Raw genomic sequence first — 23,648 nt, 5'->3', positions numbered from 1 at the left:
CACGTTCTCATTTGGATGCGAGGAATGAACGCCACAATCGTTGTCCTCTGCTAAGCTTGAGAAAGCCACCGAGGGACCACCCATGTTCAGTCACTTTATTACCTTGTGTATTTTTTCTGTGCTTTTCCTTCAGAGCATTTTCACCCCAGCCTATGCCGCGGATGATGCTGTCACTAATGCTGGCGGCAAGCGGCAGATGACGGCTTATTTAGGGGAGATCCCTGGATTAATTAATGCCGATGGCACAGGGCCATTTGTGGAACTGGTTAAAGCAATTGATAGGGCAGATCCTGAGGTTGAAATTGAGATTAAGGTTTTTCCGCTTTCACGGGCTATGCTAGGCGTGACGCTTGGTCGTGCTGATTTTGGTTTGCCCGCCATCCGTAATAATGCCGCGTTAGATGCCTTATCTTACCGTTTTAGCACTGTTTCATTTGGGCAAGTCACCCATGTGCTTTATACCAATGTGGATAAGCCGATTACGAAGGCCATGTTATTTGATCAACAGCAAACGGGGCGCGTATTTACCGTGGAGGCGATTCCAGATTACATGCCTATCCCTGCGGAACCTTCGATAACCATTAAACGTTCTTTGCTAAAACTTTCCCATGGCCGTATCGATGCCTTCGTTTGGGCGCAGGAAGAGGCCGATATGATGCTGAAACAGTTGAAATTGCATAATATCCACCGTGAAGACTTTGGCGATTTTGAAGATGTGTTTGTGATTGCCAAGGGCCCCGAAGGGGATGCCGTGGATGCATATTTGACTCGCATGATTGAATTACTGCGGCAGACTGGAGAATTAAGCCAGATTTATCAAACTATCCATCTGTCCTACAATGACTGGCAACCTTAGTTTTTAAATCAAATAGTTAACCTAACTAACTCCCGCCGATAACGAGATATTCATAAACTTCACTTGCTAGGAGTTAAGACTGAGAATAATATATCTTCACATCAAGATACTTTTTAAAGAGTTATTATGCCTTTTGTCATCGCCTTACTCGCCCCTGTATTTTGGGGGACGACCTATGCGTTAGTGAGTCTCTACTTACATGATATGTCGCCCTACTGGGTGGCGGTGTGGCGCGCGCTGCCTGCGGGAATACTGATGTTGATGCTGCGTCCACGTTTACCAACGCTGGCTTGGTCTAAATTAAGCTTGCTGGCGTTTTGTAATATTGGCGCCTTCTTTGCGCTGCTGTTTATCGGTGCGTATCGTTTGCCGGGCGCTGTGGCGGGTACCTTAGGGGCGACGCTGCCGTTAATTTTCTTAATCTTAGCTTGGGTGATAGATAAAAAACGCCCTGGGATGAAGTGGTTGCTATTAGGTTTGATGGGATTAGGAGGAGTGATTTTACTGCTAAACCCGTCGGCGGATCTCGATCCTATCGGCGTGTTGTGCATGTTGAGTGCCACGACGTTAATTGCTTTCTCTTCTCGCTGGATGCAAAAGTGGGATGTGGGTGACTTTTTAGTGCTCACAGCATGGCAACTGTTTTTGGGCGGCTTGATGTTAATTCCGCTGGCATGGTTTATGGCGGGCCCGCCGCAGTTACCTAGCCTGACAGTGGTGCCGTCGTTACTATGGTTAGTGATTGCCAACACCGCCATCGCTTATTGGGCTTGGCTGTGGTCGATGCGAAATTTAGGACCAGAAATCATGGGCATGGTCGCTTTAGTCAATCCCGTGGTTGCCGTATCATTAGGCGTATTGATTGTGGGTGAGACCTTAGACATGCGTCAGTGGGCGGGGATAGGTGTGATATTACTGTCGCTGTTATTGATGAAATTGCCACAGAATTTAAGGTTAAACCCATTTAAAAAAGTGCAGCCCTAGTCAGTATTTTGGGGTAAATGAGGGATAGATGCTAAAACGTTTGGATCTGAATTTACTACCCGTACTGGAAATCCTGCTTGAGGAGCAAAGTGTGACCGCCGCTGCGGCGCGTTTGCATTTGAGCCAGTCGGCGGTGAGTAAACAACTGACGCGCTTGAGGGAAGTATTTGATGATCCTCTGTTTGAGCGCACCGCCTACGGCCTAAAACCGACGCCTAAAGCCTTGTCGCTCGCGCCTGAGTTGCGCCAATGTTTACAGCAATTGGCGCAATTTACCCGGCCCGATACCTTTGAGCCCGCCTTAAGTCAGCGGCAGTTTAGAATGCATTTGGTTGAGACCACATACTCGCTGACTTTTCCGCATTTTATGCCCTCGCTGCTCGCCCAAGCGCCCGGTGTGAGTCTCAATTGCCAAACTTGGCGGCTCGATACTATGGACAGATTACTGCGCTGCGACATCGACTTAGCCATAGGTTGCCGCGAGTGGGACGAGCGTTCGCCTATGCATGTGAATCATATTCCCGACGACTTGTGCCATGTCGAGTTAGTGCAGGATTATACTGTTTGTTTGATGCGTCGCGATCATCCGGCGTTAGCACAAGAGTGGAATTTAGACACCTTCTTGAGCTATCGCCATCTGCAAGTGGCTTTTGGTGGCATAGAGCATTGGTTGCTGGATGATGTGCTGCAACTTGAGGGCCGTCAGCGTGATATCGCCGTGAACATGACCGATTTCCAGAGCGCTCTGGCCCTGTGTGAACAGAGCGACTTGATCCTCTGCGCGCCGTCACGTTATGCGTTTGCTGTGATGAAATCCTTCGAGCTTCAGTCTTTACCATCCCCTATCAAGCTGATCCCAGGCGCGTATTTATTGATGTGGCATAAACACTTCGAGCACGACTTGAGCCATAAATGGCTACGTGAGTTGATTATCAGTCAAGTGCTGCCGTCGATTACGTCTCGGGTTTAGGCTCTTTTGGCGCTGCTAACCAAGCGGTTAATGCGGGTAAGACTGTTTTCCCATCCGCTAGCCCTTGTTGATAGACGGCGGTCACTTTATCGATATTGCGATCGAGCCTGGATAAATTAAGTGGCTGCGCTGGGCGGATCACAAAGGCATCATCAGATGCAACTGCTTGGTCTAACTCGGTTAATGCGTGATTATAAACTCGGTGCCGCTCACTTAACGCATGGGCAACCGCGGGGTAGCGTTTGTAGGCTTTGCGGGCTAACCAATTCATTTTCATCGCGGATTTTTGGTAATGCTGATCTTGAGTCAAGATCACCACTTGGCGTGAGTAACCATCTTTGCGTGATTGCGCTAACGGTATCGGTTCGCCTATGCCGCCATCGAGGTAATGATGTTGGTTAATCACGCTGGGTTTAGACATAAAAGGCAGGCTAGAGGAGGCGATGAGCACGTCGAGTAATTTATCGTGGTCATTAAAATCGGCCATACCGAAGTAATCGGTTTTCCCTGTATTGCAGTTAAAGGCGCCGACCTTAAATTCGGTATGACTATTTAAAAATGTATCAAAATCAAATGGCAGTAACTCATAGGCCATGCGGCGATAGGTAAAGTCTGTGTTGACATAGTTGCCTGTCGCCAACCAATGGCGCAGGCCCATATAGCGTTTATCGTTGAGATATTGCTGCTGAATTTGAAGATTGCGACCGAATTGACGGGACACATAGGACGCGGGATAAATGGCACCCGCAGACACCCCAATCACATAGTTGAAGTTGAGCGACTGCTGCAAAAACGCGTCTAACACACCTGCGGTATAAATGGCTCGAAGGCCGCCACCTTCCAACACTAAGGCCACATCTTTCATCGAGTTACATCTTTTTTATTGGTTTATCCCAGCAGAATACCCCAGCTTAGCGCAGAAATGAATGCGCAAAAGGCACACTTAAGATGCGTAATCGACGTTGGTGTGATGGGACGCTTGCTTGGGCTTTATGGGTAAAATATTGGTCACGCAATCCTTTGTGCCACCATTTTGAACAGGCTGTTTAGATTGAACGGCAGGGGTAAAATCCGCCTGACTGAAGTATTGGCTAAGTGTATTGAGCGCTTCTTTTACTTTTGCGGGCTGCTTATCCCGCGCCGAAGTGACGCTGTAAACGCTGTAAGTATTGAGTGACCATTCGGGTAAGAGGGTCACAAGCTGGCCGCTTTCGAGATATTTGTGCACTTCAGGTTCGGGCAGGGCGGCAAATCCGAGACCATCGAGAGTGAGTTGGATTAATGCCTGCATATTGTTGACCGTAATACGCTGGCTTGTCAGCTCGAAGCACTCTTGGCTGCGGGTGTGGGTCAAGGTTTCACTGTTAGCGCAGGGGTGATTAATGCGATTAAAGGCAGCCAATTCAGCGGGATGCTTAAAAATTTTGTGCATTGGCAAATAATCGGGTGAGGCGCACAGCAACATGCGCCAATCGGCTAAGTGGCGGGCAATTAAGTTGGAGTCTGATAAAGGACCGATGCAAATCGCCAGATCTATGCCCTCGTTGACTATATCTATCGGGCCATCCTGCAGCAGTAAATTCAAACTTATCTGCGGATGCGCCGCCAACAGGTAGTTAAAGGGCTCGCTCAATAGGCCGCCGCCAAAACCTATGGGCGCGGCAATCTTTAATTCCCCCGAAGGAATCCCTTTCAAGTTATTGAGTTTCTGCTCTGTACTTTCGACTATCGCGATGACTTTTCGGCAATTCTCATAAAACAAGCTGCCCGCCTCTGTGAGGGTAAGATTGCGAGTATTGCGGTGGAATAGACTGATCCCCATGTCCATTTCGAGCTTAGTCACTTGTTGACTCACCGCTGAGGAGCTGAGGTTTAACTGCTGTGCCGCGGCACTCATTGAGCCCTTTTCTGCGATTGCCGCAAAAACGATCATGCCTTTGATCATGTTTTTATTCATTTTTAAGTAACTCTTACAAGTGAATACCTAAAGTCTAACTTGAGCTGATTGTAACATAGGGATACATTGCCGTATTGAAAATTGTTCTCATTTACAATCTGTGCCCAATGGAGACTTGTCGGTTATGTTGTTAAGTCGTAAGAAGTACCTCGCTCAAGTGATCACCGCTTTATGTTTGTTGCCCGCAGTGCCTGTGACAAATGCTCTTGCGGATACCGCGCCTGATAAAGAAAAGATGATGGAAAGAATCGTAGTGACCGCATCGGGATTTGAACAACAAATTCGCGACGCACCCGCATCTATCAGTGTGATCACCCGTGAGGATCTGGATAACCGCTTCTATCGCGACTTAACCGATGCCATGTTAGAAGTCCCCGGTGTAGTGATTACCGGCGGCGCCGACCGTCAGGACATCAGCCTGCGTGGCATGGGCAGCCAATACACGTTAATTTTAGTGGATGGTAAACGCCAATCTTCGCGCGAGACACGTACTAACAGCGACGGTCCAGGTGTTGAAGGCGCTTGGACGCCACCATTGGCGGCCATCGATAGAATTGAAATCGTTCGCGGACCTATGTCATCACTTTATGGTTCGGATGCCATTGGCGGCGTGATCAACATTATCACCCGTAAAGTGCCGAATGAGTGGCAAGGTGAAGTGCGACTCGACACGACATTGCAGGAAAAGTCGACCTCGGGAAATGTGTACCAGAGTAACTTTTTCGTTAACGGTGGCTTGATTAAAGATCTGCTGGGGATGCAACTTTACGGTCAATATACTCAGCGTGAAGAAGATAATATCTATGGCGGTTACCGTGGCCGTGATGCGACGAATCTGACCGCGCGGTTTGCGCTCACCCCCAATGAAAACCACGACATCATGCTCGAAGTTGGGATGTCAAACCAAGAACTCGACAGCAGCTTAGGCAAAACCGTTACACCGCTGGCGCCGGGCGAAGCCTGTGGTCGTCGCGGTTGTCCTCAATCTTCAACGACAGAATACGAAAACAGCACCATTTCGCTGTCACACACAGGGCGTTGGGACTTTGGCACCTCGGATTCTTATATCAAGCATGAGGTTTTCGATAACAAAACCCGCAAGATGAAGATCACTAACACGGATGTACAATCTAGCCTGATCACCACCTTAGGCCAAAGCCATACGGCGACTTTTGGTGCGGCATTTAACCATCAAGATTTAACCGACGAAACGGGTAATCAGGTTAGCGACTTAACCGATATCAGTCGCAGACAATGGTCGGTATTTTCTGAGGATGAATGGCGCATAGTCGATAACTTTGCCCTGACCATGGGGCTGCGTTTGGATGACGATGAAAACTTTGGTCACCATGTCAGCCCGCGTGTTTACGGCGTGTGGGGATTAACCGACAGCACCACCTTAAAGGGCGGCGTGTCGACGGGCTTTAGGGCGCCGAGTTTGCGCCAGACAGTGCCCGATTGGGGACAAGTGAGCCGTGGCGGCAACATGTACGGTAATCCAGATTTACAACCCGAAACCTCTGTGAACTATGAGTTAGGTGTGTATTCGGATCTGACCGAGAGCATTACCGCCAGTGCGGGTGTGTTCTATAACGAGTTTAAAGATAAGATCACCCGCGTGGCCTGTCCTGCGACTCAATGTACCGATGGCCCCAATCAATTTGGTTCCGACCCAACCACTTATGTGAATATTGACGATGCTGTGACTCAAGGGATTGAGCTGAGCATCGACTATCGGATTCGCTCAAACCTGAGCTTTACGGGTAACTACACTTACACGGATTCAGAGCAAAAGACGGGGGCTTACAAAGGCAGCCCATTGAATCAATTGCCTAAGCATTTGATCCAAGCGTCGTTCAACTACGAGCCTATTGATAATTTAAGCACTTGGTTGAGAGTGAACTACCGTGGCGAAGAGAGCCAACCGACGACGGGACCGTCGTCGAGCAGTTTTATCGCACCTTCTTACACTCTGCTGGATTTAGGGGCTAACTATCAGTTGAACGATAGCCTGAAATTTAGCGCGGGCATTTATAACGCCTTCGATAAGGACATTACCCAAGAGGAATACGGTTATCTTGAAGATGGTCGCCGTTATTGGTTAGGTATGACCTACAGTTTTTAAGCCGATATCTTATTGCTAACACTGAAACGAAAGCCAGAGCATTGACTCTGGCTTTTTGTTAGTTGTATTCATCAATAGGAATGACTATTTTTTACTAGCGGGTGGGCGCGGGCGAGTTCGATGGCCGCACCTATGGCGTTTCGCGCTTGCGGACTGTTTTTCCAGCACGTGGTGCGCAGCATGCTGGCGACTAAGTTCGCGATATCATCCACTTCGTGTTGCGCTAGCTGTTGCAGTGAACTGATACCAATTTCTTCGAAGCGTTTAATCACAGTAGGACCAACGCCTTTGAGTGCCAATAAGGCATGTTTTTCTTGTTCATTAAAACCCATAACCCATACTCCTTTATGACGGGGATCGCGCTCAAGCTAGCATTAAGGCAAGACTACCTTTAAACCAAGTTAACAAAAAGGCCCTCGAAGGGCCTGTTTAGTCTTTATGAATCAACAATCATCCGTAAGTGTTACATATCACAGGGTTTGAGCGGTTTACGCAACTGGGCGCGCACATTGTCCATGCCTGAATAAAACTCTTTCATCATCAAGAGACCCATCATCTTGCCGTTGTCGGTCACGATCAGATTGTCGGGATCCCTTGGGTCATTCTTGATCGCGCCAATTAACTTCATCGACGTCATTTCTTTAAACAAGGCGGTATCTAAGTTGACGCCAAAGGTGTCGCGGAAATATTTACGTGATAAACGGCCGGAGAACATGCCCAGCAAGAAGCGATATTGCATCACATCTTTTTTGCTGTAGTTCTTTTGCTGCTCGACGCCCATGTGGCCGGCTGCAATGCGTTCTTGGTACTTGCGCAGCGAGAAAGTGTTCACATAAAGCGTGTCATTTAAGAAGCTAAATGAGCCCGAACCTACCCCTAAATACTCATCGTAGTCGATAACGTATTCGTCAAATCCTTCGTCATCAGTTTTACCAAATGCCCATGCAGACAATTGATTATATTGGCCATTTAGGCTGTTTAATATCTGACGATATTGGTTGGCCATATCCGCCTGCGGCGCCGCTAACTTGCCTTTCACGCTCTTACGAGTTTGATGAGTGATCATCAGCGGATAAGTGGTAATTTGTCTTGGGTCGAGGCGCGATGCCATGTCGAGATCGTGTTGGATCACTTCATCGGTTTGGCCGCGGAAACCAAAAATCAGGTCGACGTTGATAATGGGGAACAGCTCTTTGGCGCCCATGATCTTGTCGAAGGTTTGTTGACCCGTACCGAACTTATCGAGTCGGTCAGTCATTTTTAAAATATCGTCATTAAAGCTTTGCACGCCGATGGACATGCGATCCACTAGGCCTTTGAGTTGCTTAAAGCCAGGGCTATCTAAATGCTGCGGATCGGACTCGCAGGAGACTTCTTTAATGCTCGGGAATAGGGTTTTCGCGTGTTCGATAGTACGGGCTAATTCATCTTCTAATACTGTGGTGGTGCCGCCGCCAATGTACATAGATTCAAAGTCATAGCCGAGGGCTTTGACCATTTCCATCTCTTTACGCAATGAGATGAAATAGGCGCGTGCCTTGTCTTCCTTGAACATAAAACGGTGGAAGGTGCAGTAAGAACACAGGGTATGGCAGAAGGGGATATGCGCGTACAGCATATACTTTTTGCCTTCTACGGGCGCTGGCATCATTTCCGCGGAAAGGGTATCGAGGCGAAGATTCTTATCGACGTAGTACTGCATGACTCGTTCCATCGAGCCGAGCATCCAGTTAGGGACGGTAATATTCGCTTGATAAGGCGTTGCGATAGCGCCGTTGAGCGTTTGGATAACTGATGACATAACGATTCCTATCTGTGAGTGCTAACCGTAAACACCGAAATTGCTTTAGGTAATTCACGACCACCTAGCGCAATTAGACTACCTCGTATGCAATTGTTAAAACGTGAACTGGTTATAAGTTACGGTTTCCTAACAAGGAAATCACGGGCTTTTTGTTAAGCAGATCATGTTTTAGTGATTAAGCATGCATTTTTAACCTGTACTTTTTGGAGGAATTTACTGTGAATTTGAGGAGTTAACTTAAGGTGTCAGTCTAAATGTGGAGATTAAAATATCACCATTAAAGGTTTTTATTGCTGACGGATTAGCGCTTGTCTATCCAATGCTCGACTGTCATCATCCGAGCGATGAAATAACCTCATGATCTAAAGGGCTAGCTATGTTGGTAAACGTAAACCGCTTCTTCCCGCTGTTGGCACTGATAGGCGCAGTGACAGCTTATCTGATGCCGAGTTGGTTTACTGAGCTTAAATCCGCCATAGTGCCGCTGTTGGTGATCATCATGCTCTCTATGGGGCTCACCTTAGATCTGCAGGATTTTGCTAATGCATTCAAACAAAAACGCGCCGTGCTGACTGGGCTGATACTGCAATTTTCGGTCATGCCGCTCAGCGCATTATTGATCAGCCAGTTATTAGGATTAGATAGGGAACTCACCATAGGCATGGTGTTGGTGGGCAGCGTGGCAGGCGGCACCGCCTCAAACGTGGTCTGTTATTTGGCAAAAGGCGACGTGGCTTTATCGATAACCATGACGGCACTGTCGACCTTAGCGGGCGTAGTATTAACACCACTGATTATTAAGCTGTTGATTGGCGAGATGATTGATATTCCCTTTGCCGACATGCTACTGAGCTTAGTGAAAATCGTGCTGTTCCCCGTTAGCGCAGGCGTGATCATCAATCATTTCTTTAAATCGCTGGTGGCCAAAGTCGCTCCCGCATTGCCGTTGATTTCAATCTTGGCAATCGTGATGGCGATTACGATTATCGTGGCGTTAAATGCCAATCAGTTTGATAAAGTTGGCCCCATTATTTTGCTGGCAGTGTTCTTACATAATGGTTTTGGCCTCGCTTTAGGCTACTTTTGCTGCCGTTTATTAGGCTTTAACCATACCGTCTGTAAAACCATTTCCATCGAAGTCGGCCTACAAAACTCTGGCCTAGCTACCGCTTTGTGCATCAAGTTTTTTAGCCCTATTTCTGCCATCCCCAGCGCGATATTTTCGATATGGCATAACCTATCAGGCGCCATGTTGGCAGGATATTGGGCGAGGGAATAATAAGATGTTGCTATCGAAAATAGACAATACCTGTGGTCTAGCAAGCGCGGCCACAGGCTTAGATTGCTGTGACTAATCAACCGGTAATGGGGTCTCGACGGGCATAAGTGTCAGCTGCAAGATATTTTCTTGCTGGCTTAATGCCAGTGGCAGGGTGTAGTTGGGAAAGCGCAATCCGAATACGGCACCTTGTTGTAATAAGCGATACAGCTGATCTGTCATGGCAATCGTTAAGCTGGCACAGCCATGTTCGTCGACTCTGCCTTCAAGTGGTAAAGCAATTTTGTCAGCTAAGGTTAGATACGCCGCCATACGCCAGTGCGAGTTTTCTCCAATATTAAATGTGCTGCCATGCAATTGGTTGTAGCCTAAACCACAGGCTTGCAAGCTTAATTGGGTTTTGGCCGCTGTTGGTAGCAAAATAGTCTGTTGCCGCTGCTGTGCCAGAAACGTGCCCCACGCCAGCCGATTTATAACTGAGTCCAGTGAGATGGGAACATACTGATCTTGCTGTTTTAATGCATTAAAGCGGGCAATGCCTTGTTCCAATTTAGTGAGATCGTCTTCATATTCCAGTTGTGCCTTAAGCAGTTCATAAGCGGGAGCCTTCGCTTGTTCCATGCCTGCTAACGCTGCTTTCTCGTAGTATGCCAGTGCTTGCACTTTATCGGTTTCTGCGCCCAAACCGCGCTCTTCCATACTGCCTAAATGATAGTTAGCGATGGCAACTTGACGCTTAGCACCTTGTAAAAATGCGGTTTTTGCGCCGCTGTAGTCATTTTCATTCAACAGTAGGGCGCCGTAGTTTGTCCACGCCGTACCGTCATCTGCTGCCATACCCAATTCCAGCCACTTTATGGCTTGCTGGCGTAACTGCGGGAGGTCGAGACTTTCTTTTTCGCTGCCGACACTTTGCATCGCTATTAAGTAGGCGCGCAGATACTCGCGTGAGGCATTATCCAGATAGAGGTTGTCGGGTTGAAGTTCAAAGGCTTGTCCAAAGTAACTCCCCGCTCGCTGCGCCGCTGCGATTGCTTTCGTTAGATAGAACCTTGAGCTGGGATCTGCCGGACTGTGTGCTCGCCCTAGGTTATATAAGGTCGGTAGCTTAAGGCCCCGCGCCAGTGCTTCTTCTAACAAGGGGATGGCCTTCGTTTTGCTATCATTATCCAGCGCCATGCTGCCTAGATTATGGCTGGCACGGGCCGAACCTAAGGCTCTGGCCTGTTCATAGTATTGGCTGGCGGTGACATTATCTTGCGTTACGCCGCGGCCGAGATGGTAGGCTTTACCCAGTAGAAATAGCGCCTCAGCATTGTTTTCTGCGGCTTGCTGCTGCGCTTGTTGTAAGAAAGCGTCGTATTGTTGTTGCTCAAATAACTGTTCCAGCGCGGATTTTTCCGCCGTTGCTGCAAAGCTTAGGGTCAACAGTAATAGGAGAGTCGCAATCGTGAATATCTTCATAACATCCTTGTAGTTAAGCGGGTACTTGCAAGTGGTAGTGCTAGTGAAGTTGGCTAACATAGTGGCTTGTTATGCTACAAGCAAGTCTTGCTGTTTGCCACTGTGTTATGACTTGCGGATGAATTGCAGCGATAGCACTGCCGTGACTATTGTGTGGCATTGCCAGTTTGAAGGGGCTCCCAAAGGGCGGCTGATGTTAATGGCATGGCAACGCGCTTTATACTGCGTTCAAGGCTTTCGACAGAGCACCACTATGCCTTCAAGCCTTCGCCTTGTCTAAAGCGCGTTGAACTCCCGCTGAATGAACAGATATTTAATACGATTGGTATTAGTGTTAACGACGCTGATTTGTGTCGCTATTGACTGCAAAAATTGGGTGTTGCTGCATAGATAAAAGCAGTTTTAGTAAGTGAACTCGTTGAGTTCCATGCACTCATTTGCGCCATAGCGCCGAAAGCCAGCTTGGCTCTTTGCACGACTTTGGCGGTGTAATTGCCATTGGGATCTTTATATTTAAAGGATACTTCGGCAATCACGGGTTGCTGCGAGGCACTTGGGGAGTTGGTGTACCACAGCGTGAGTTCGAGTGAGGCGTCTATGCTGCCTAAATCGATTTCACTGCCTTCAAACAGATATTCATTAATCGTAAGGCCACCGACTTTGGCGAGTGTGAGATTGCTACTTAAACCGTAAGCGTCGGCAAAGCCTGAAAAGTGACTATTTACATCGGCCATATCATTTAAGGTGCGAGTGTTTGGCGTGGTGGTTGAATGGCTATACACGATGCGGATGCCATTATTGATATCGGTACTGATATCGGCTTCGAGTTTAGTGTCGGCTTGATTATCGGTCGAGCTGAGATCTTCAAAGTCAGCAATAAATCGATCAGGGCTGCGAAATTTAAGGGTTACTTCACTTTTGCCATCGCTCGTTCGGTTACGAAAGATATAACCTAATTGCTTTAACTGACAACTGGTTGGGGTGTCATAGAAGGCTACTTGACGTGTTTTGGTTAATGCCCAAGAGCCTGTGACATTGCGACTAATTACGTTGCTAATGGCTTGTTTAGCATCCGTTAGATAGCTATTGGCGGTTGTGCTTTGAGTAGCATAATTAAAGTGGCTTGGGTCGAGCAGCAGCTTATATTCCCTTGATGTTTCGACTGGATTGGCCTGTGCTGCACATGAAGCGAGCAGGGCACTTGAGACTAACGTGAATGACATCATCGCCTGTGAAGCAGTTTTCATCGGTTAATCCTTAAGTGATGTGCTGATGCAAGGTGGTTTACGCTTTCGTTATAACGACTTCTATTGCAACTTGAGTGTGTCATGAGCCACCACTATAAGACAGTGATGTCTCATGTGGCTGAATACTTAATGGTTATTTATCAGCCGATAAGGGTAAGTCGTCAACGATATACAAAGTGTTGCCGTCGATATCACTTTGCGCACTATCGAGATATTTCTGTTCTAAGGTGTTGTTATTACTCCAAGTGGCAAAGTCATCGTCATTTAGCACACCTAAACGCTTATTATCAATTACCCACAAACCTTCCATTTTGTCATGGGGATATTGTGTTTTAGCGGCCATATCTAGCACCAGTGATTTTGTCGCGGGTATGATGCCATTAGCTGCAAGTGCCTCCCAGCCATCGCTTAGCGCTACCTGCTCTAAGGTTTTACCTTTAATGGTTAAACCTAACGCCGCATCTTGGGCTATATCAGCTTGTGCAGTGACGGTCTCGAGATCTGTCGCGCCGCTGATATCTATCTTGTACACATGCTTCATCACATCAGTGTCGATATTAAAAAACTTGCCATCACGTTCTAACACTAAAAATTGGCTGTTACTTAAGGCAACGATTGCTGAGTTAGAGTTTTGGGCAATTTCTTGCTGATATAAATATTGGCTAATAGCGCCTGTCGCTAAGTTGATGGTCACGATTCGAGTCAGGGTATTGTTGTTAACACTCTTATCGGGATTGGAGATGGTCGATTGCATTATGCCCACAAGTGTCGACTGATCGGGCGTGATGGTCAGCCCTTCCATCCCGCGGTTGGCACGGCGATGAGCAAATTCTGCCGGTAGGCTATATAAGTTGCGTGCATCGTCTGCGAAAGGATTAATCCGCGCTATTTCTACCCCTTCAGCCGAGTAATGCACTATGTGTGGACCATACTCATCGCTGACCCAAAAACTGCCATCATCCATGGCGGCGAGACCTTCAGAATCTAACCCATAATCATCGAGTTTGATGGGGTTGGTCTGGGCATTATAAGGCTGGCTCATGTCTTGACGAATGACTTCACCTGCTGCGTCATAGGGGATTTCTCCTGTGCCTCCAAGGCTACTGCTATTAGGCAGTCCAGTGATCAAGCTGCCATCAGGGCGTTTAAATAAGATGTCTTTGACCTTAGTGATAGTGCCATTGGTTTGCAGTTCAAACAAACCGATACGTGGCGTGTAGTCAGGCGTTGGAAACATTTTTCCTTTGCCTAAACTACCGCTGTAATCTGCATTCGGGCCGCGATCGGTGAGGGCATAAAATTGAATAGGGTTATTGGGGTTGGGCGCTGCATCAGAGCCATAGCCGCCGTTACGAATTTCAAATTTAGTACCAGGCATAGCGCCATTGTCTAAATCATCGCGCAGCACAGTGAAAGGTAAATGCACCGCTTTGTCCGTAAACAGGTCGGCGTTACATGCATAGCTGCTATCAACCACTTCATTACTGTCGAGCTTGCCGTTATCGTTGTTATCAAGACCCGAATCTGTGCGAGTGCCGCCCATCCAGCAGTGGCTATCACCGCCAATTAAGGTGGTTTGTGTGGTCAGGCTACTGATGTCTTTATCATCCGAATTACAAGCATTAAGTAGCAAAACTGACAGGCACAAGCCTGAGGTGACGAGCACATTTTTCATCTTAATATATCCTGATTCTTAAAGTAATTAGCTATGTTGTTGGCAGGTAATATAAAGTTAGGTTGTGAACTAAATGTGACAAGTGTGTCGCTTAACGTATCGAGTACGAATACGATGTTCACGAGTAATACGGTGTGTTGGTTTTGGATGGAAGCCGACGATGGCGTGGTTGATTGGCTGTGTCCGAAGTTTTTAGTGGTATTTAATATTGTGGGAATGAGTGATGGGCAAACTTCATTTCTGAACTACAGGCTTCACGCTCTTATTATTGCTTTAGTACTGTTGACACTGAATCAATTTAATCATTTTTTGGTAAATAATTTTTTATAAAAATACAGTATTAATAATAGGTTAGTTTTCTTGGCTGCGATTTATATTGCAGGTGTGTGACGCGCTTTATATCTCATCTAAAAATCTGACAGCCCAATAATTTTTGTTATTAGGCCGCAGATTTAAAAGCTTTTTTCAGGGAGCCTAAATCTAAAGCTTAAAATGCGATACCACGCCGACGAGTTGTTCTTTCGTCGCGGCCAAAGAGGTTGCGCTATTGAGGGTGGCTTTACCACTTTGATTCAGTTCATCGACCATTTCACGAATGGTGGTCAGATTACGATTTATCTCTTCGGTGACAGCGCTTTGCTCTTCTGCTGCGGTCGCGATTTGATTACTGAGCCCATTAATATCGAACACATAAGCGGTCAGGGTATCGAGATTTTCTGTTACCAGAGTGGTTGTGTCAGCGGCTTGTTGGCAACTGTGTTTGGTTTGCTCCATTGCTGTGACGGCCGCGTCGGCACCGCGGCGTAAACGTTCAAGCATCTGATTAATCTCGGATGTACTGGCTTGAGTGCGAGCGGCTAGCGTACGTACTTCGTCGGCGACAACGGCAAAGCCCCGACCCTGTTCACCGGCACGGGCAGCTTCGATAGCCGCATTGAGGGCGAGTAGATTGGTCTGATCGGCAATCTCGCCAATTACATTTAAAATAGCGGCGATATGACGAGTGTTTTCGTTCATATCATTAATCGCATCGGCTGCTACGTCGACTTTAGTCACCAAGGCAATCACAGTGTTTGCGGCCTGTTCAACGGCTTTCTTCGATTTATCAGCTTGTTCATTGGCTTGCTGAGTAAACTGGGCTGCAGACGCGGCATCACCTGCAACGTTGTGGGCAGTCGCGCTCATTTCTGTCATGGCCGTTACGACTTGGTCGGTTTCAACTGCGTGAGTTTGTAGCGCACCACTATTAGTATTGGATTGCACATTCAGTTGGCCAATTTGGTCAGACATGTGATCTGAGGCTTGGGTAATATCTGAGATGATATGGCGTAGATTATCGATAACGCGATCGAGATCTGTGGCGAGTGAGCAGAGTTCGTTGTCACCCTTAATGTTCGTCTTATGTGTCAGATCGCCATTGGCTAGGCGTTCCATTACCCGCTTAATGTCATTGACGATTCGGACTAAGCGTTTGCTCATAAAGAGCGCGCTGAGAAGTGAGGCGACGATGGCAAATAAGATCAAGCCCAGTAACAAGCTTTCTGCGATAGCAATCTTACTTCCTGCCTGAGTTCCTAACTCATGGTTACGGATAGTGATTAGTGAAACGAGTTGATTAATTTGATCGCTGACTTTAGGGCCAAGTTCACGACGTTCCTCAGTTAATTCCGCTTCTGTGGCGGTGCGTTCAGCAAGCGTAACTTCTTGTCGGTAGAGGCGGACATATTGCTCTATCTGTGGCTGTAAAGTCTGAATGTTACGCGCATTTTGGCCCATGAAATTGGTATTAAATTCAGAGAGTTTAGCGACTAGCTGGCCAATGTTCTGTTGATGTTCGGTAATGCCTTTCTCTTTATGGACTAGCGTCGCTAAACGAATTTCAAAGAATTCAGCACGTATATTGGTAAAGGTTTCTGCCAGTTGGGTATTGTTGACTAAGCGACGGCTAGTTTCACCGAGATCGGTAAAGCTACGATAGGATGAGATACCTATGATGATGAGTAGAATACTCGCGATCACCGAGGGCAAAGCCGTCAGAGTGCTGGTTTTAGCATTATTAAACATAGTGACCTTAAGGATGTAGAACGGATAGAAGAGGTGATGTAATAAAATTACACAATATGGTCATTTTACAGCCTGAAATAAGAGGGTGCAAATTGATGGTTGTTTAAATTACGCCGTAAGGCATTGTTTATTAATACTTGTTTTCATATTGTTGCATGTAATCAAACGCTGGGTTGATTATATATTGAGTTGCAAAATAACGTTGAATTCTAACTTATTGTTTTTAATTTATAATTTGTCAAATCTCCTAAATTTCGAAACATAGAAACAACACAGGTATTGCCGCTTGTGAGCGACATCACATATTGAGTAAATGTTTTAAAATGTATCAATATTGGCATGAAGAAAAACACCTCGACGCTGCGAGGTGTTTTTAGTTAAACCGACGGTTTCTTTTATGCGTTGAGACGAGTCAATGGCAGTTAGTCTTTGTATTTCAAGGTGCCGTTAGCTTTGATTTCGTCAAACCACAGGTTGTGATGTTGGCTTGCCCAGTTTTCATCACAGTAGCCAGACACCATACATTCCATACCGCCTTCTGACATCACGGTTGCCATGAAGATGTGTACGATAGAAAAAGCACAGATCACGATTGCGCTGACAGAGTGCAGCACAAGTGCGATCAAGCTTAATGTACGGCTAGGTTCGAATAGGTTAGGGAAGAGTAACAACATGCCCGAGGCCGAAATCACTAATCCAAATAGGGCAAAGGCCCAGAACCACATTTTCTCACCGGCGTTCGCAAAACCTGCGTCTGGGTGCTTACCTTTAAACGGGCCAAAGTTAATGTAACCGCCCACGACTAAGAACCATTTTACGTCGTACATTTTTGGCAGCTGGTTTTTCGCCCATAGGGTGGTCATTAATGCCCAACCTATCATGAAGGGAATCGCCATCACGTCATGGATTTGCTTCGCGCCGTAGACGATGGCTTCCCAGATGCCTTCGCCCAACCAAGGTTGGAAGAAGAAGCGACCTGCCAGCAAGGTTAAGCCCGTTAAAATCAACAGTAAGCACGGGATCGCGCCTAACCAGTGGATTGAAACATCAAACTTAGACCAGCGATGCACTAACTTGCCTGAAAAACCATGGTGCAGCTTGGAGATGCCGTTCACCTTGATAAATAAGACAAAGATAATAATCATGCCGAATAGTGCTGCCATTAAGGCCGGCGCTAACCAGTCGCTACGTAGCTCTAATACCCGTAGATCATAGGTATTGATGGGTTGAGCATGAAACTCACTTTGGGAGGTAGTGTATCCCGTGGCACCATCCTTCAGTTGTGCCCAAATTTGGGCATCAGACTGTTGAACTTGATTCGCCAGTTCATCACCACCATTGGCTATACACACGGCACTAAATAGCAGTGCTATGGCTAAACCTATGTGTTTGAACCATTTGTTCATCATACATCCTCTCTCACTTAGTCGCGCCCGCCTGAGCAGGCGCTAAGCTAAGTCTGTGGACAGATCCTGTTGACCTGAATTAATTCCAAGCCGCGTTTTTAGCACCACGGTAAGCCACACGTTCACGGAAGATGTTTGAAACAATTTCAGCATCACCCGCTAACAGGGCCTTAGTGGCACACAGTTCTGCACACATAGGCAGTTTGCCTTCGGCAATACGGTTTGAACCGTATTTTTGGCGCTCTGCCTCTGAGTGGTTTTCTTCTGGGCCGCCAGCGCAGAAGGTACATTTATCCATCTTGCCACGGCTACCAAAGGCACCTTTTTTCGGAAACTGTGGCGCACCAAACGGACAGGCGTACAAGCAGTAACCGCAACCAATACAGGCATCTTTGTTGTGTAGCACTATGCCGTCGTCGGTTCTGTAGAAGCAATTTGCTGGGCAAACTGCCATACAAGGTGCATCTGAGCAATGCATACAGGCGACAGAGATAGAGGCTTCACCACGTTGACCATCGTTAATGGTCACTACGCGGCGGCGTTGGATCCCCCACTCGAGAGCGGAGTCGTTTTCGTTTTTACAGGCAGTGACACAACCGTTACATTCGATGCAGCGCTTGGTATCACACAAAAATTTCATTGTAGCCATAATGGCAATTCTCCTAGCTTAAGCTGCACTTACGCTTTAACGATCTGACACAGTGATGCCTTGGTTTCCTGCATTTGCGTCACAGGATCATAACCATAGGTCAGCGCAGTGTTAGCGGATTCACCGATAACGTAAGGTACTGTGCCCTCTGGATAATTAGACGCTAAACTTTCACCGTGCATCACACCCGCAAAGTGATATGGCATAAAGGTCACGCCAGGTTTAACGCGTGGCGTCACCATAGCTTGTACCTTAATGCGGCCACCTTCGGCGCCTTCTAACCAGACGTCTTCACCGTTACGAATGCCGCGATCAGCTGCATCGGCAGGGCTTATCTCAACAAACATTTCCTGTTGAAGTTCAGCTAGCCAAGGGTTACAACGAGATTCTTCACCACCACCTTCGTATTCAACCAGACGGCCTGAGGTCAGTACCAGTGGGTACTTGCCGCTCATGTCTTTGTCTTGGATTGACTTATACAGCGTAGGCAGACGGTGCACTTGCATGTCGGCATAGGTTGGGTATTTGGCCACTAAGTCACGGCGCGGCGTGTATAACGGTTCGCGGTGAACTGGCGCTTGGTCTGGGAAAGTCCAAACAATACAACGGGCTTTAGCGTTACCGAAAGGAATACAGCCATGCTTGATCGCTACGCGAACTATGCCGCCGGACAAATCTGTCTTCCAGTTTCTGCCTTCGGCTTCGGCTTTTTCTGCCGCCGTCAGATCATCCCACCATCCGAGTTGTTTGAGCAGCTTGTCGGAGAACTCTGGATAACCGTCTTGGATTTCAGCACCTTTAGAGAAAGAGCCTTCGGCCAATAGGTTTTTACCATTGTATTCAACGCCGTAACGGGCACGGAAGTTACCGCCACCGTCTTTAACGTGTTTGGATTGATCGTAAAGAATTTGGGTGCCGGGGTGTTTCGCTTCTGGCGTGCCCCAACATGGCCAAGGTAAACCGTAGGTTTCGCCTTTCGCTGGGCCGCCTGCGGCTTCGAGCGTCTTGTTGCTGAAGGTGCCCCAGTTTTGGGTGTGTAGTTTCAGGCGTTCTGGGCTTTGGCCCGTCATACCGATAGTCCACATGCCGCGGTTGATTTCGCGGGTGATGTCTTCAATCACAGGCAAATCATTTTCTTTAGCGATGCGTTTAGTGTACTGCTCAGCAAAACCGAGTTTTTGCGCTAAGCGATACATGATTTCGATATCGGTTTTAGATTCAAACAATGGCTCTATAACTTTCTCGCGCCATTGTTGACTACGGCCAGAGTTAGAAACTGAGCCTTCAGTTTCAAATTGTGTCGCTGCTGGTAGCAAGTAAACACCATTCTTACGGCGATGCATCACACCTGCCATAGTTGGGAATGGATCGACTACCACCACTGTGTCCATCTTGTCTAAGGCATCACGCACATCACGTTGGCGGGTTTCGGTGTTCACCGATTGTCCCCAGAAAAACGCCATGCGAATGTTATCTTGCTGCGCGAGTTTGCCTTTTTCTTCTAGCACACCATCGTGCCAGCGGGAACAAGGGATACCCGGCGTAGTCATAGGTTCACGGCCAAGATAAGTGCCTTGATCGAAACGGCCTTTCATCCATTCCATGTCTAGATCCCACACGTGGGTCCAGTGAGTCCAAGCACCTGTTGTTAAGCCGTAGTAACCCGGTAAGTTATCGAACAACAAACCTAAGTCAGTCGCGCCTTGCACGTTATCGTGACCACGGAAAATGTTCGTTCCGCCGCCTGACACGCCCATGTTACCTAGTGCTAATTGCAGAATACAGTAAGCGCGGGTGTTGGCGTTACCGACGTGGTGTTGAGTACCACCCATACACCAGATCACAGTACCTGGGCGGTTATCAGCCATGAGTTTCGCGGCTTGATAAACCTCGGCTTCACTCACACCTGTGATGTTTTCCACTTCTTTAGGTGGAAATTTTTTCGCCTCGGCGCGAATGGTGTCCATCTCGAAAACACGTTGTTGGATAAAGGTTTTATCCTCCCAACCGTTTTCAAAAATGTGCCATAACATACCGTAGATAAACGGAATATCAGTACCTGGACGCAATGCACAGTGCAGATCTGAATGCGCCGCGGTGCGAGAAAAACGTGGATCAACTACGATCAACTTAGCGTTGTTTCTTTCTTTAGCGATCAGGATATGTTGCATCGCCACTGGGTGGGCTTCTGCAGGGTTAGCACCGATAAAGAAAATCGCATTCGCGTTTTGGATATCGTTAAAGGAGTTAGTTTGCGCACCGTAGCCCCAAGTGTTAGCAACACCGGCTACCGTGGTAGAGTGACAAATACGAGCTGAATGGTCGACGTTGTTTGTGCCCCACATGGCCGCCAGTTTGCGGTACATGTAGCAACCTTCGTTAGAGAACTTAGCGCTACCCATGAAGTACACTGAGTCTGGGCCGGATTCTTTACGAATGTTGAGCATTTGGTCGCCCACTTCGTTAATCGCATCTTCCCAAGAGATTTTTTTCCACTTGCCATCAACCAATTTCATTGGGTATTTCAGGCGTTTTTCGCCATGGCCATGCTCACGCAGTGCCGCACCTTTAGCGCAGTGACCACCGGCGTTGAAGGGATGATCGAATGCAGGTTCTTGACCCGTCCACACGCCATTTTGTACTTCGGCATACAGACCACAACCGACGGCGCAGGCACTACAAATAGTACGTTTGACTTCGATAGGGGCATCATGCGGCACTTCTTTGGCTTCGACGCGACGCATCATGCCTGTGCCCATTAGTGATGCCGCCGCAATACCACCGGTGGCAATACCTGCGTGCTTCATAAATTGACGACGGCTAATGCCTAACGCCGGTTTGTCTGCCACTGGGGCGACACTAGACTTGCGAGTTAACTTCATCGCTGACTTCTCCTAGATTAGCTGCGCAAGCTATTGTAATAGCTGCTGATGTGCGCAGTTTCGTGGTAACCCTTTGACGCTTTGGTGGTTACCTTGCTGCTCTCGCTGGCCTGTGCCACGCTCATGCCGGTTGCGGCAATCGCGGCACCCGCTACGCTGCCGACGGTGAGCGCTTTAAGCAAAGATCGGCGAGATAAATCGCTGGGTTGCTGCTTCATGCTGACTCCTGAAATTAGGGTTTAGTTTTTTGAGATCGCACGGCTTTTTGTGGGATTCATCTTGTTATCAAAAAGTGAAGATTAGCGGTGGAAAAGATAATGAAATCATCTTGTTTGCCATCAATCATCGCGCGTGACGGCAATATAGTAGGAAAGGGTTGAGTAGGAATTGATCTAGGACAGTTTGCAGTGTTGAAATCGACTGCCGTTCTCTTAAAGCGTTAACTCGCTCATAGTTTCGCAACTCCCTTGGGAGCAGGGCGCTGGCGGCTTTTTGTATCACGGTGTTTCAGGTGTTAAGTTTTTGTATTGTCGAATGAAGTACAGATAAAAGAACACCCCGCATGGCGGGGTGTTTTAAGGACCAAAAAGCTGCGGTTTAACTTAGTCTTTATACTTTAAGTTGCCGTTGGCTTTGATTTCGTCATACCAGAGATTGTGGTGCTGGATTGCCCAGTTTTCATCACAATAGCCTGACTTCATACACTCCATACCGCCTTCGCTGAGTACGGTCGCCATCCAAATATGCACTATGGTAAAGGCAATCAGAATAATGGCGCTGATAGAGTGGATCAGTAGCGCGCCCATGGAGGCTTCGCGCGGTAAGTCTAAGCCAGGTAATACCAACATGATGCCTGAAACACTGATGAATAAACCAAACAACATCAGGGTCCAGAACCACATTTTTTCACCGGCGTTAGCAAAACCACTGTCGGGGTGTTTACCTTTGAACGGGCCAAAGTTGATATAACCACCTACCACTAAAAACCATTTCAAATCATACATCTTGAAGGTTTGTAGCGGCATCCATTTGACGACACAGACAGCCCAAGCCGCGATAAAGATGGGACCTGCCCAATCGTGGATGGTTTTGCTGCCGTAGATCAATGGCGCCCACAGATCAGGCCCTAACATGGGCTGAACAACATGCTTACCTAACATTATGGTTAAACCGGTAAACATCAGTGTCAGGCAGCTGCTCGCCATGATCCAGTGGATCCACAGATCCGCCTTAGACCAACGTGCCACTAACTTGCCTGAAAAGCCTTTGCTGAGTTTTGATGGACCATTCACCAGATAAAACAATAAGAAAGCCCCGAACACACCGACAACGGCCAACGCCATAATCGGGGTTAGATATTGGTTTCTCAGTTCTTTACCTTGGTTACCGGCAACGTTAATCAACACCCCAGTATCTATCCCTTTGGCAGTGGTATAGCCGGCATCGCCTGCTTTTACCGCCCGCCAAAGATCGGCATCGCTGGTTTGCGCTTTTGCCTGTTGTTGACTCGATTGCTGATCACTTGCGTGTACTGGGCTTGCGCTCATTACTGAACCTAATCCCAATCCCATGACGAGCACCAACAGAGCAAACAGACTGCGCAGTGATTTGTTTAACTGTTTGTTTAACATTTTCACTCCTTGCCAGAGGTTAGGGATGACTCCCTAACCCTCGCTCTGCTTAGTTAATCTCACCTGTCTTGGGGTTGTAACCCCAAATCACGTTAGGATTGCCACGAGAGGCCATACGTTGACGGTAGATATTGGATACCACTTCCGCATCACCCGCGAGCAGGGCTTTTGTCGAACAAAGCTCAGCACACATAGGTAACTTGCCCTCAGCAATACGGTTGGCGCCGTATTTTTTACGCTCGGCTTCGGAGAAGGTTTCTTCTGGGCCACCGGCGCAGAAAGTACACTTGTCCATCTTGCCACGACTACCAAAGGCAGTCTTTTTCGGGAATTGCGGTGCACCAAATGGACAAGCATAGAAGCAATAACCACAACCGATACAGGTATCTTTGTTGTGTAGCACTATGCCGTCTTCGGTACGGTAGAAACAATCTGCCGGACATACAGCCATGCAGGGAGCGTCAGTACAGTGCATACATGCCACTGAAATAGAAGCTTCGCCAGGTAGACCATCGTTAATCGTCACCACGCGGCGACGTTGGATTCCCCACTCGAGAGCGGAGTCGTTTTCGTTCTTACATGCAGTGACACAACCGTTACACTCGATGCAGCGCTTGGTGTCACACAGAAATTTCATGACTGCCATAATGGCTTA

The 23,648-nt window shown here is 47.6% G+C and carries 19 protein-coding genes; 5 read left to right on the top strand and 14 right to left on the bottom strand.

Annotation, left to right across the window (positions count from 1 at the left end; genetic code table 11):
• Positions 1 to 82: 82 nt before the first annotated feature.
• The 3 genes from OX890_RS00810 to OX890_RS00800 all read left to right on the top strand — a co-directional run bounded on the left by OX890_RS00810 (position 83) and on the right by OX890_RS00800 (position 2,810).
• On the top strand, positions 83 to 856 hold the full coding sequence (locus tag OX890_RS00810; protein WP_268649929.1) for a transporter substrate-binding domain-containing protein: 774 nt from the start codon (positions 83 to 85) through the stop codon (positions 854 to 856).
• 126 nt (positions 857 to 982) lie between these two features.
• Positions 983 to 1,840, top strand: coding sequence for a DMT family transporter (locus OX890_RS00805; RefSeq protein ID WP_012090513.1), 858 nt, complete (start codon positions 983 to 985; stop codon positions 1,838 to 1,840).
• A 28-nt stretch (positions 1,841 to 1,868) separates the two neighbouring features.
• Positions 1,869 to 2,810 (top strand): LysR family transcriptional regulator, encoded by a 942-nt coding sequence (locus OX890_RS00800; RefSeq protein WP_268649928.1) that lies wholly within the window; start codon positions 1,869 to 1,871, stop codon positions 2,808 to 2,810.
• Here the strand turns inward: OX890_RS00800 and OX890_RS00795 are convergent.
• A complete protein-coding gene (locus OX890_RS00795) occupies positions 2,794 to 3,675 on the bottom strand; it encodes a patatin-like phospholipase family protein (RefSeq protein ID WP_268649927.1) in 882 nt (293 codons plus the stop codon). The two genes, OX890_RS00800 and OX890_RS00795, sit on opposite strands and share 17 nt — an antisense overlap.
• 78 nt (positions 3,676 to 3,753) lie before the next feature.
• Positions 3,754 to 4,767, bottom strand: coding sequence for a LysR family transcriptional regulator (locus OX890_RS00790; protein ID WP_268649926.1), 1,014 nt, complete (start codon positions 4,765 to 4,767; stop codon positions 3,754 to 3,756).
• Between the two features lie 124 nt (positions 4,768 to 4,891).
• Between OX890_RS00790 and OX890_RS00785 the strand changes: the two genes are divergently transcribed.
• Positions 4,892 to 6,892, top strand: a complete 2,001-nt coding sequence (locus tag OX890_RS00785; protein WP_268649925.1) for a ligand-gated channel protein — start codon at positions 4,892 to 4,894, stop codon at positions 6,890 to 6,892.
• Between the two features lie 71 nt (positions 6,893 to 6,963).
• Here OX890_RS00785 and OX890_RS00780 read toward each other — a convergent pair whose 3' ends face one another.
• Positions 6,964 to 7,224, bottom strand: coding sequence for a helix-hairpin-helix domain-containing protein (locus tag OX890_RS00780; protein WP_259527601.1), 261 nt, complete (start codon positions 7,222 to 7,224; stop codon positions 6,964 to 6,966).
• Between the two features lie 131 nt (positions 7,225 to 7,355).
• Positions 7,356 to 8,693, bottom strand: coding sequence for a coproporphyrinogen III oxidase family protein (locus tag OX890_RS00775; protein WP_259577437.1), 1,338 nt, complete (start codon positions 8,691 to 8,693; stop codon positions 7,356 to 7,358).
• Positions 8,694 to 9,072: 379 nt separating this feature from the next.
• On the opposite strand from OX890_RS00775, the gene OX890_RS00770 reads away from it, so the two are divergent.
• A complete protein-coding gene (locus OX890_RS00770; RefSeq protein ID WP_259587196.1) occupies positions 9,073 to 9,975 on the top strand; it encodes a bile acid:sodium symporter family protein in 903 nt (300 codons plus the stop codon).
• Between the two features lie 72 nt (positions 9,976 to 10,047).
• Here OX890_RS00770 and OX890_RS00765 read toward each other — a convergent pair whose 3' ends face one another.
• The 10 genes from OX890_RS00765 to fdh3B (OX890_RS00720) all read right to left on the bottom strand — a co-directional run bounded on the left by OX890_RS00765 (position 10,048) and on the right by fdh3B (OX890_RS00720) (position 23,639).
• Complete coding sequence (locus tag OX890_RS00765) at positions 10,048 to 11,439, bottom strand: tetratricopeptide repeat protein (RefSeq protein ID WP_268649924.1); 1,392 nt, start codon at positions 11,437 to 11,439, stop codon at positions 10,048 to 10,050.
• Positions 11,440 to 11,795: 356 nt separating this feature from the next.
• Complete coding sequence (locus OX890_RS00760; protein WP_126493104.1) at positions 11,796 to 12,686, bottom strand: hypothetical protein; 891 nt, start codon at positions 12,684 to 12,686, stop codon at positions 11,796 to 11,798.
• Positions 12,687 to 12,819: 133 nt separating this feature from the next.
• Entirely contained in the window at positions 12,820 to 14,361 is a 1,542-nt protein-coding gene (locus OX890_RS00755; RefSeq protein ID WP_268649923.1) for an esterase-like activity of phytase family protein, read from the bottom strand.
• Between the two features lie 480 nt (positions 14,362 to 14,841).
• Positions 14,842 to 16,425 (bottom strand): methyl-accepting chemotaxis protein, encoded by a 1,584-nt coding sequence (locus OX890_RS00750; RefSeq protein ID WP_126493100.1) that lies wholly within the window; start codon positions 16,423 to 16,425, stop codon positions 14,842 to 14,844.
• Between the two features lie 422 nt (positions 16,426 to 16,847).
• Entirely contained in the window at positions 16,848 to 17,831 is a 984-nt protein-coding gene (locus OX890_RS00745; RefSeq protein WP_012090501.1) for a formate dehydrogenase subunit gamma, read from the bottom strand.
• 79 nt (positions 17,832 to 17,910) lie between these two features.
• Positions 17,911 to 18,480 (bottom strand): formate dehydrogenase FDH3 subunit beta, encoded by a 570-nt coding sequence (fdh3B, locus tag OX890_RS00740; RefSeq protein ID WP_006083570.1) that lies wholly within the window; start codon positions 18,478 to 18,480, stop codon positions 17,911 to 17,913.
• 29 nt (positions 18,481 to 18,509) lie between these two features.
• Positions 18,510 to 21,362: a molybdopterin-dependent oxidoreductase gene (locus OX890_RS00735; RefSeq protein ID WP_012090500.1), complete on the bottom strand. Its 2,853-nt coding sequence runs from the start codon at positions 21,360 to 21,362 to the stop codon at positions 18,510 to 18,512.
• 17 nt (positions 21,363 to 21,379) lie between these two features.
• Positions 21,380 to 21,580 (bottom strand): twin-arginine translocation signal domain-containing protein, encoded by a 201-nt coding sequence (locus tag OX890_RS00730; RefSeq protein WP_006084531.1) that lies wholly within the window; start codon positions 21,578 to 21,580, stop codon positions 21,380 to 21,382.
• Positions 21,581 to 21,964: 384 nt separating this feature from the next.
• Entirely contained in the window at positions 21,965 to 22,993 is a 1,029-nt protein-coding gene (locus OX890_RS00725; protein ID WP_006083567.1) for a formate dehydrogenase subunit gamma, read from the bottom strand.
• A gap of 49 nt (positions 22,994 to 23,042) precedes the next feature.
• Positions 23,043 to 23,639, bottom strand: a complete 597-nt coding sequence (fdh3B, locus tag OX890_RS00720) for a formate dehydrogenase FDH3 subunit beta (protein WP_006083566.1) — start codon at positions 23,637 to 23,639, stop codon at positions 23,043 to 23,045.
• Positions 23,640 to 23,648 lie beyond the last annotated feature (9 nt).

This window comes from Shewanella sp. DAU305, from assembly GCF_026802235.1.
Classification (GTDB): domain Bacteria; phylum Pseudomonadota; class Gammaproteobacteria; order Enterobacterales; family Shewanellaceae; genus Shewanella; species Shewanella baltica.
This window is presented reverse-complemented; position numbering and strand designations above follow the sequence as displayed.

What these genes read in the sequence shown, in the direction of transcription:
- OX890_RS00810 (WP_268649929.1), top strand. Translation starts at nt 83, where the DNA reads ATGTTCAGTCACTTTATTACCTTGTGTATTTTTTCTGTGCTTTTCCTT.
- OX890_RS00805 (WP_012090513.1), top strand. Translation starts at nt 983, where the DNA reads ATGCCTTTTGTCATCGCCTTACTCGCCCCTGTATTTTGGGGGACGACC.
- OX890_RS00800 (WP_268649928.1), top strand. Translation starts at nt 1,869, where the DNA reads ATGCTAAAACGTTTGGATCTGAATTTACTACCCGTACTGGAAATCCTG.
- OX890_RS00795 (WP_268649927.1), bottom strand. Translation starts at nt 3,675, where the DNA reads ATGAAAGATGTGGCCTTAGTGTTGGAAGGTGGCGGCCTTCGAGCCATT.
- OX890_RS00790 (WP_268649926.1), bottom strand. Translation starts at nt 4,767, where the DNA reads ATGAATAAAAACATGATCAAAGGCATGATCGTTTTTGCGGCAATCGCA.
- OX890_RS00785 (WP_268649925.1), top strand. Translation starts at nt 4,892, where the DNA reads ATGTTGTTAAGTCGTAAGAAGTACCTCGCTCAAGTGATCACCGCTTTA.
- OX890_RS00780 (WP_259527601.1), bottom strand. Translation starts at nt 7,224, where the DNA reads ATGGGTTTTAATGAACAAGAAAAACATGCCTTATTGGCACTCAAAGGC.
- OX890_RS00775 (WP_259577437.1), bottom strand. Translation starts at nt 8,693, where the DNA reads ATGTCATCAGTTATCCAAACGCTCAACGGCGCTATCGCAACGCCTTAT.
- OX890_RS00770 (WP_259587196.1), top strand. Translation starts at nt 9,073, where the DNA reads ATGTTGGTAAACGTAAACCGCTTCTTCCCGCTGTTGGCACTGATAGGC.
- OX890_RS00765 (WP_268649924.1), bottom strand. Translation starts at nt 11,439, where the DNA reads ATGAAGATATTCACGATTGCGACTCTCCTATTACTGTTGACCCTAAGC.
- OX890_RS00760 (WP_126493104.1), bottom strand. Translation starts at nt 12,686, where the DNA reads ATGAAAACTGCTTCACAGGCGATGATGTCATTCACGTTAGTCTCAAGT.
- OX890_RS00755 (WP_268649923.1), bottom strand. Translation starts at nt 14,361, where the DNA reads ATGAAAAATGTGCTCGTCACCTCAGGCTTGTGCCTGTCAGTTTTGCTA.
- OX890_RS00750 (WP_126493100.1), bottom strand. Translation starts at nt 16,425, where the DNA reads ATGTTTAATAATGCTAAAACCAGCACTCTGACGGCTTTGCCCTCGGTG.
- OX890_RS00745 (WP_012090501.1), bottom strand. Translation starts at nt 17,831, where the DNA reads ATGAACAAATGGTTCAAACACATAGGTTTAGCCATAGCACTGCTATTT.
- fdh3B (WP_006083570.1), bottom strand. Translation starts at nt 18,480, where the DNA reads ATGGCTACAATGAAATTTTTGTGTGATACCAAGCGCTGCATCGAATGT.
- OX890_RS00735 (WP_012090500.1), bottom strand. Translation starts at nt 21,362, where the DNA reads ATGAAGTTAACTCGCAAGTCTAGTGTCGCCCCAGTGGCAGACAAACCG.
- OX890_RS00730 (WP_006084531.1), bottom strand. Translation starts at nt 21,580, where the DNA reads ATGAAGCAGCAACCCAGCGATTTATCTCGCCGATCTTTGCTTAAAGCG.
- OX890_RS00725 (WP_006083567.1), bottom strand. Translation starts at nt 22,993, where the DNA reads ATGTTAAACAAACAGTTAAACAAATCACTGCGCAGTCTGTTTGCTCTG.
- fdh3B (WP_006083566.1), bottom strand. Translation starts at nt 23,639, where the DNA reads ATGGCAGTCATGAAATTTCTGTGTGACACCAAGCGCTGCATCGAGTGT.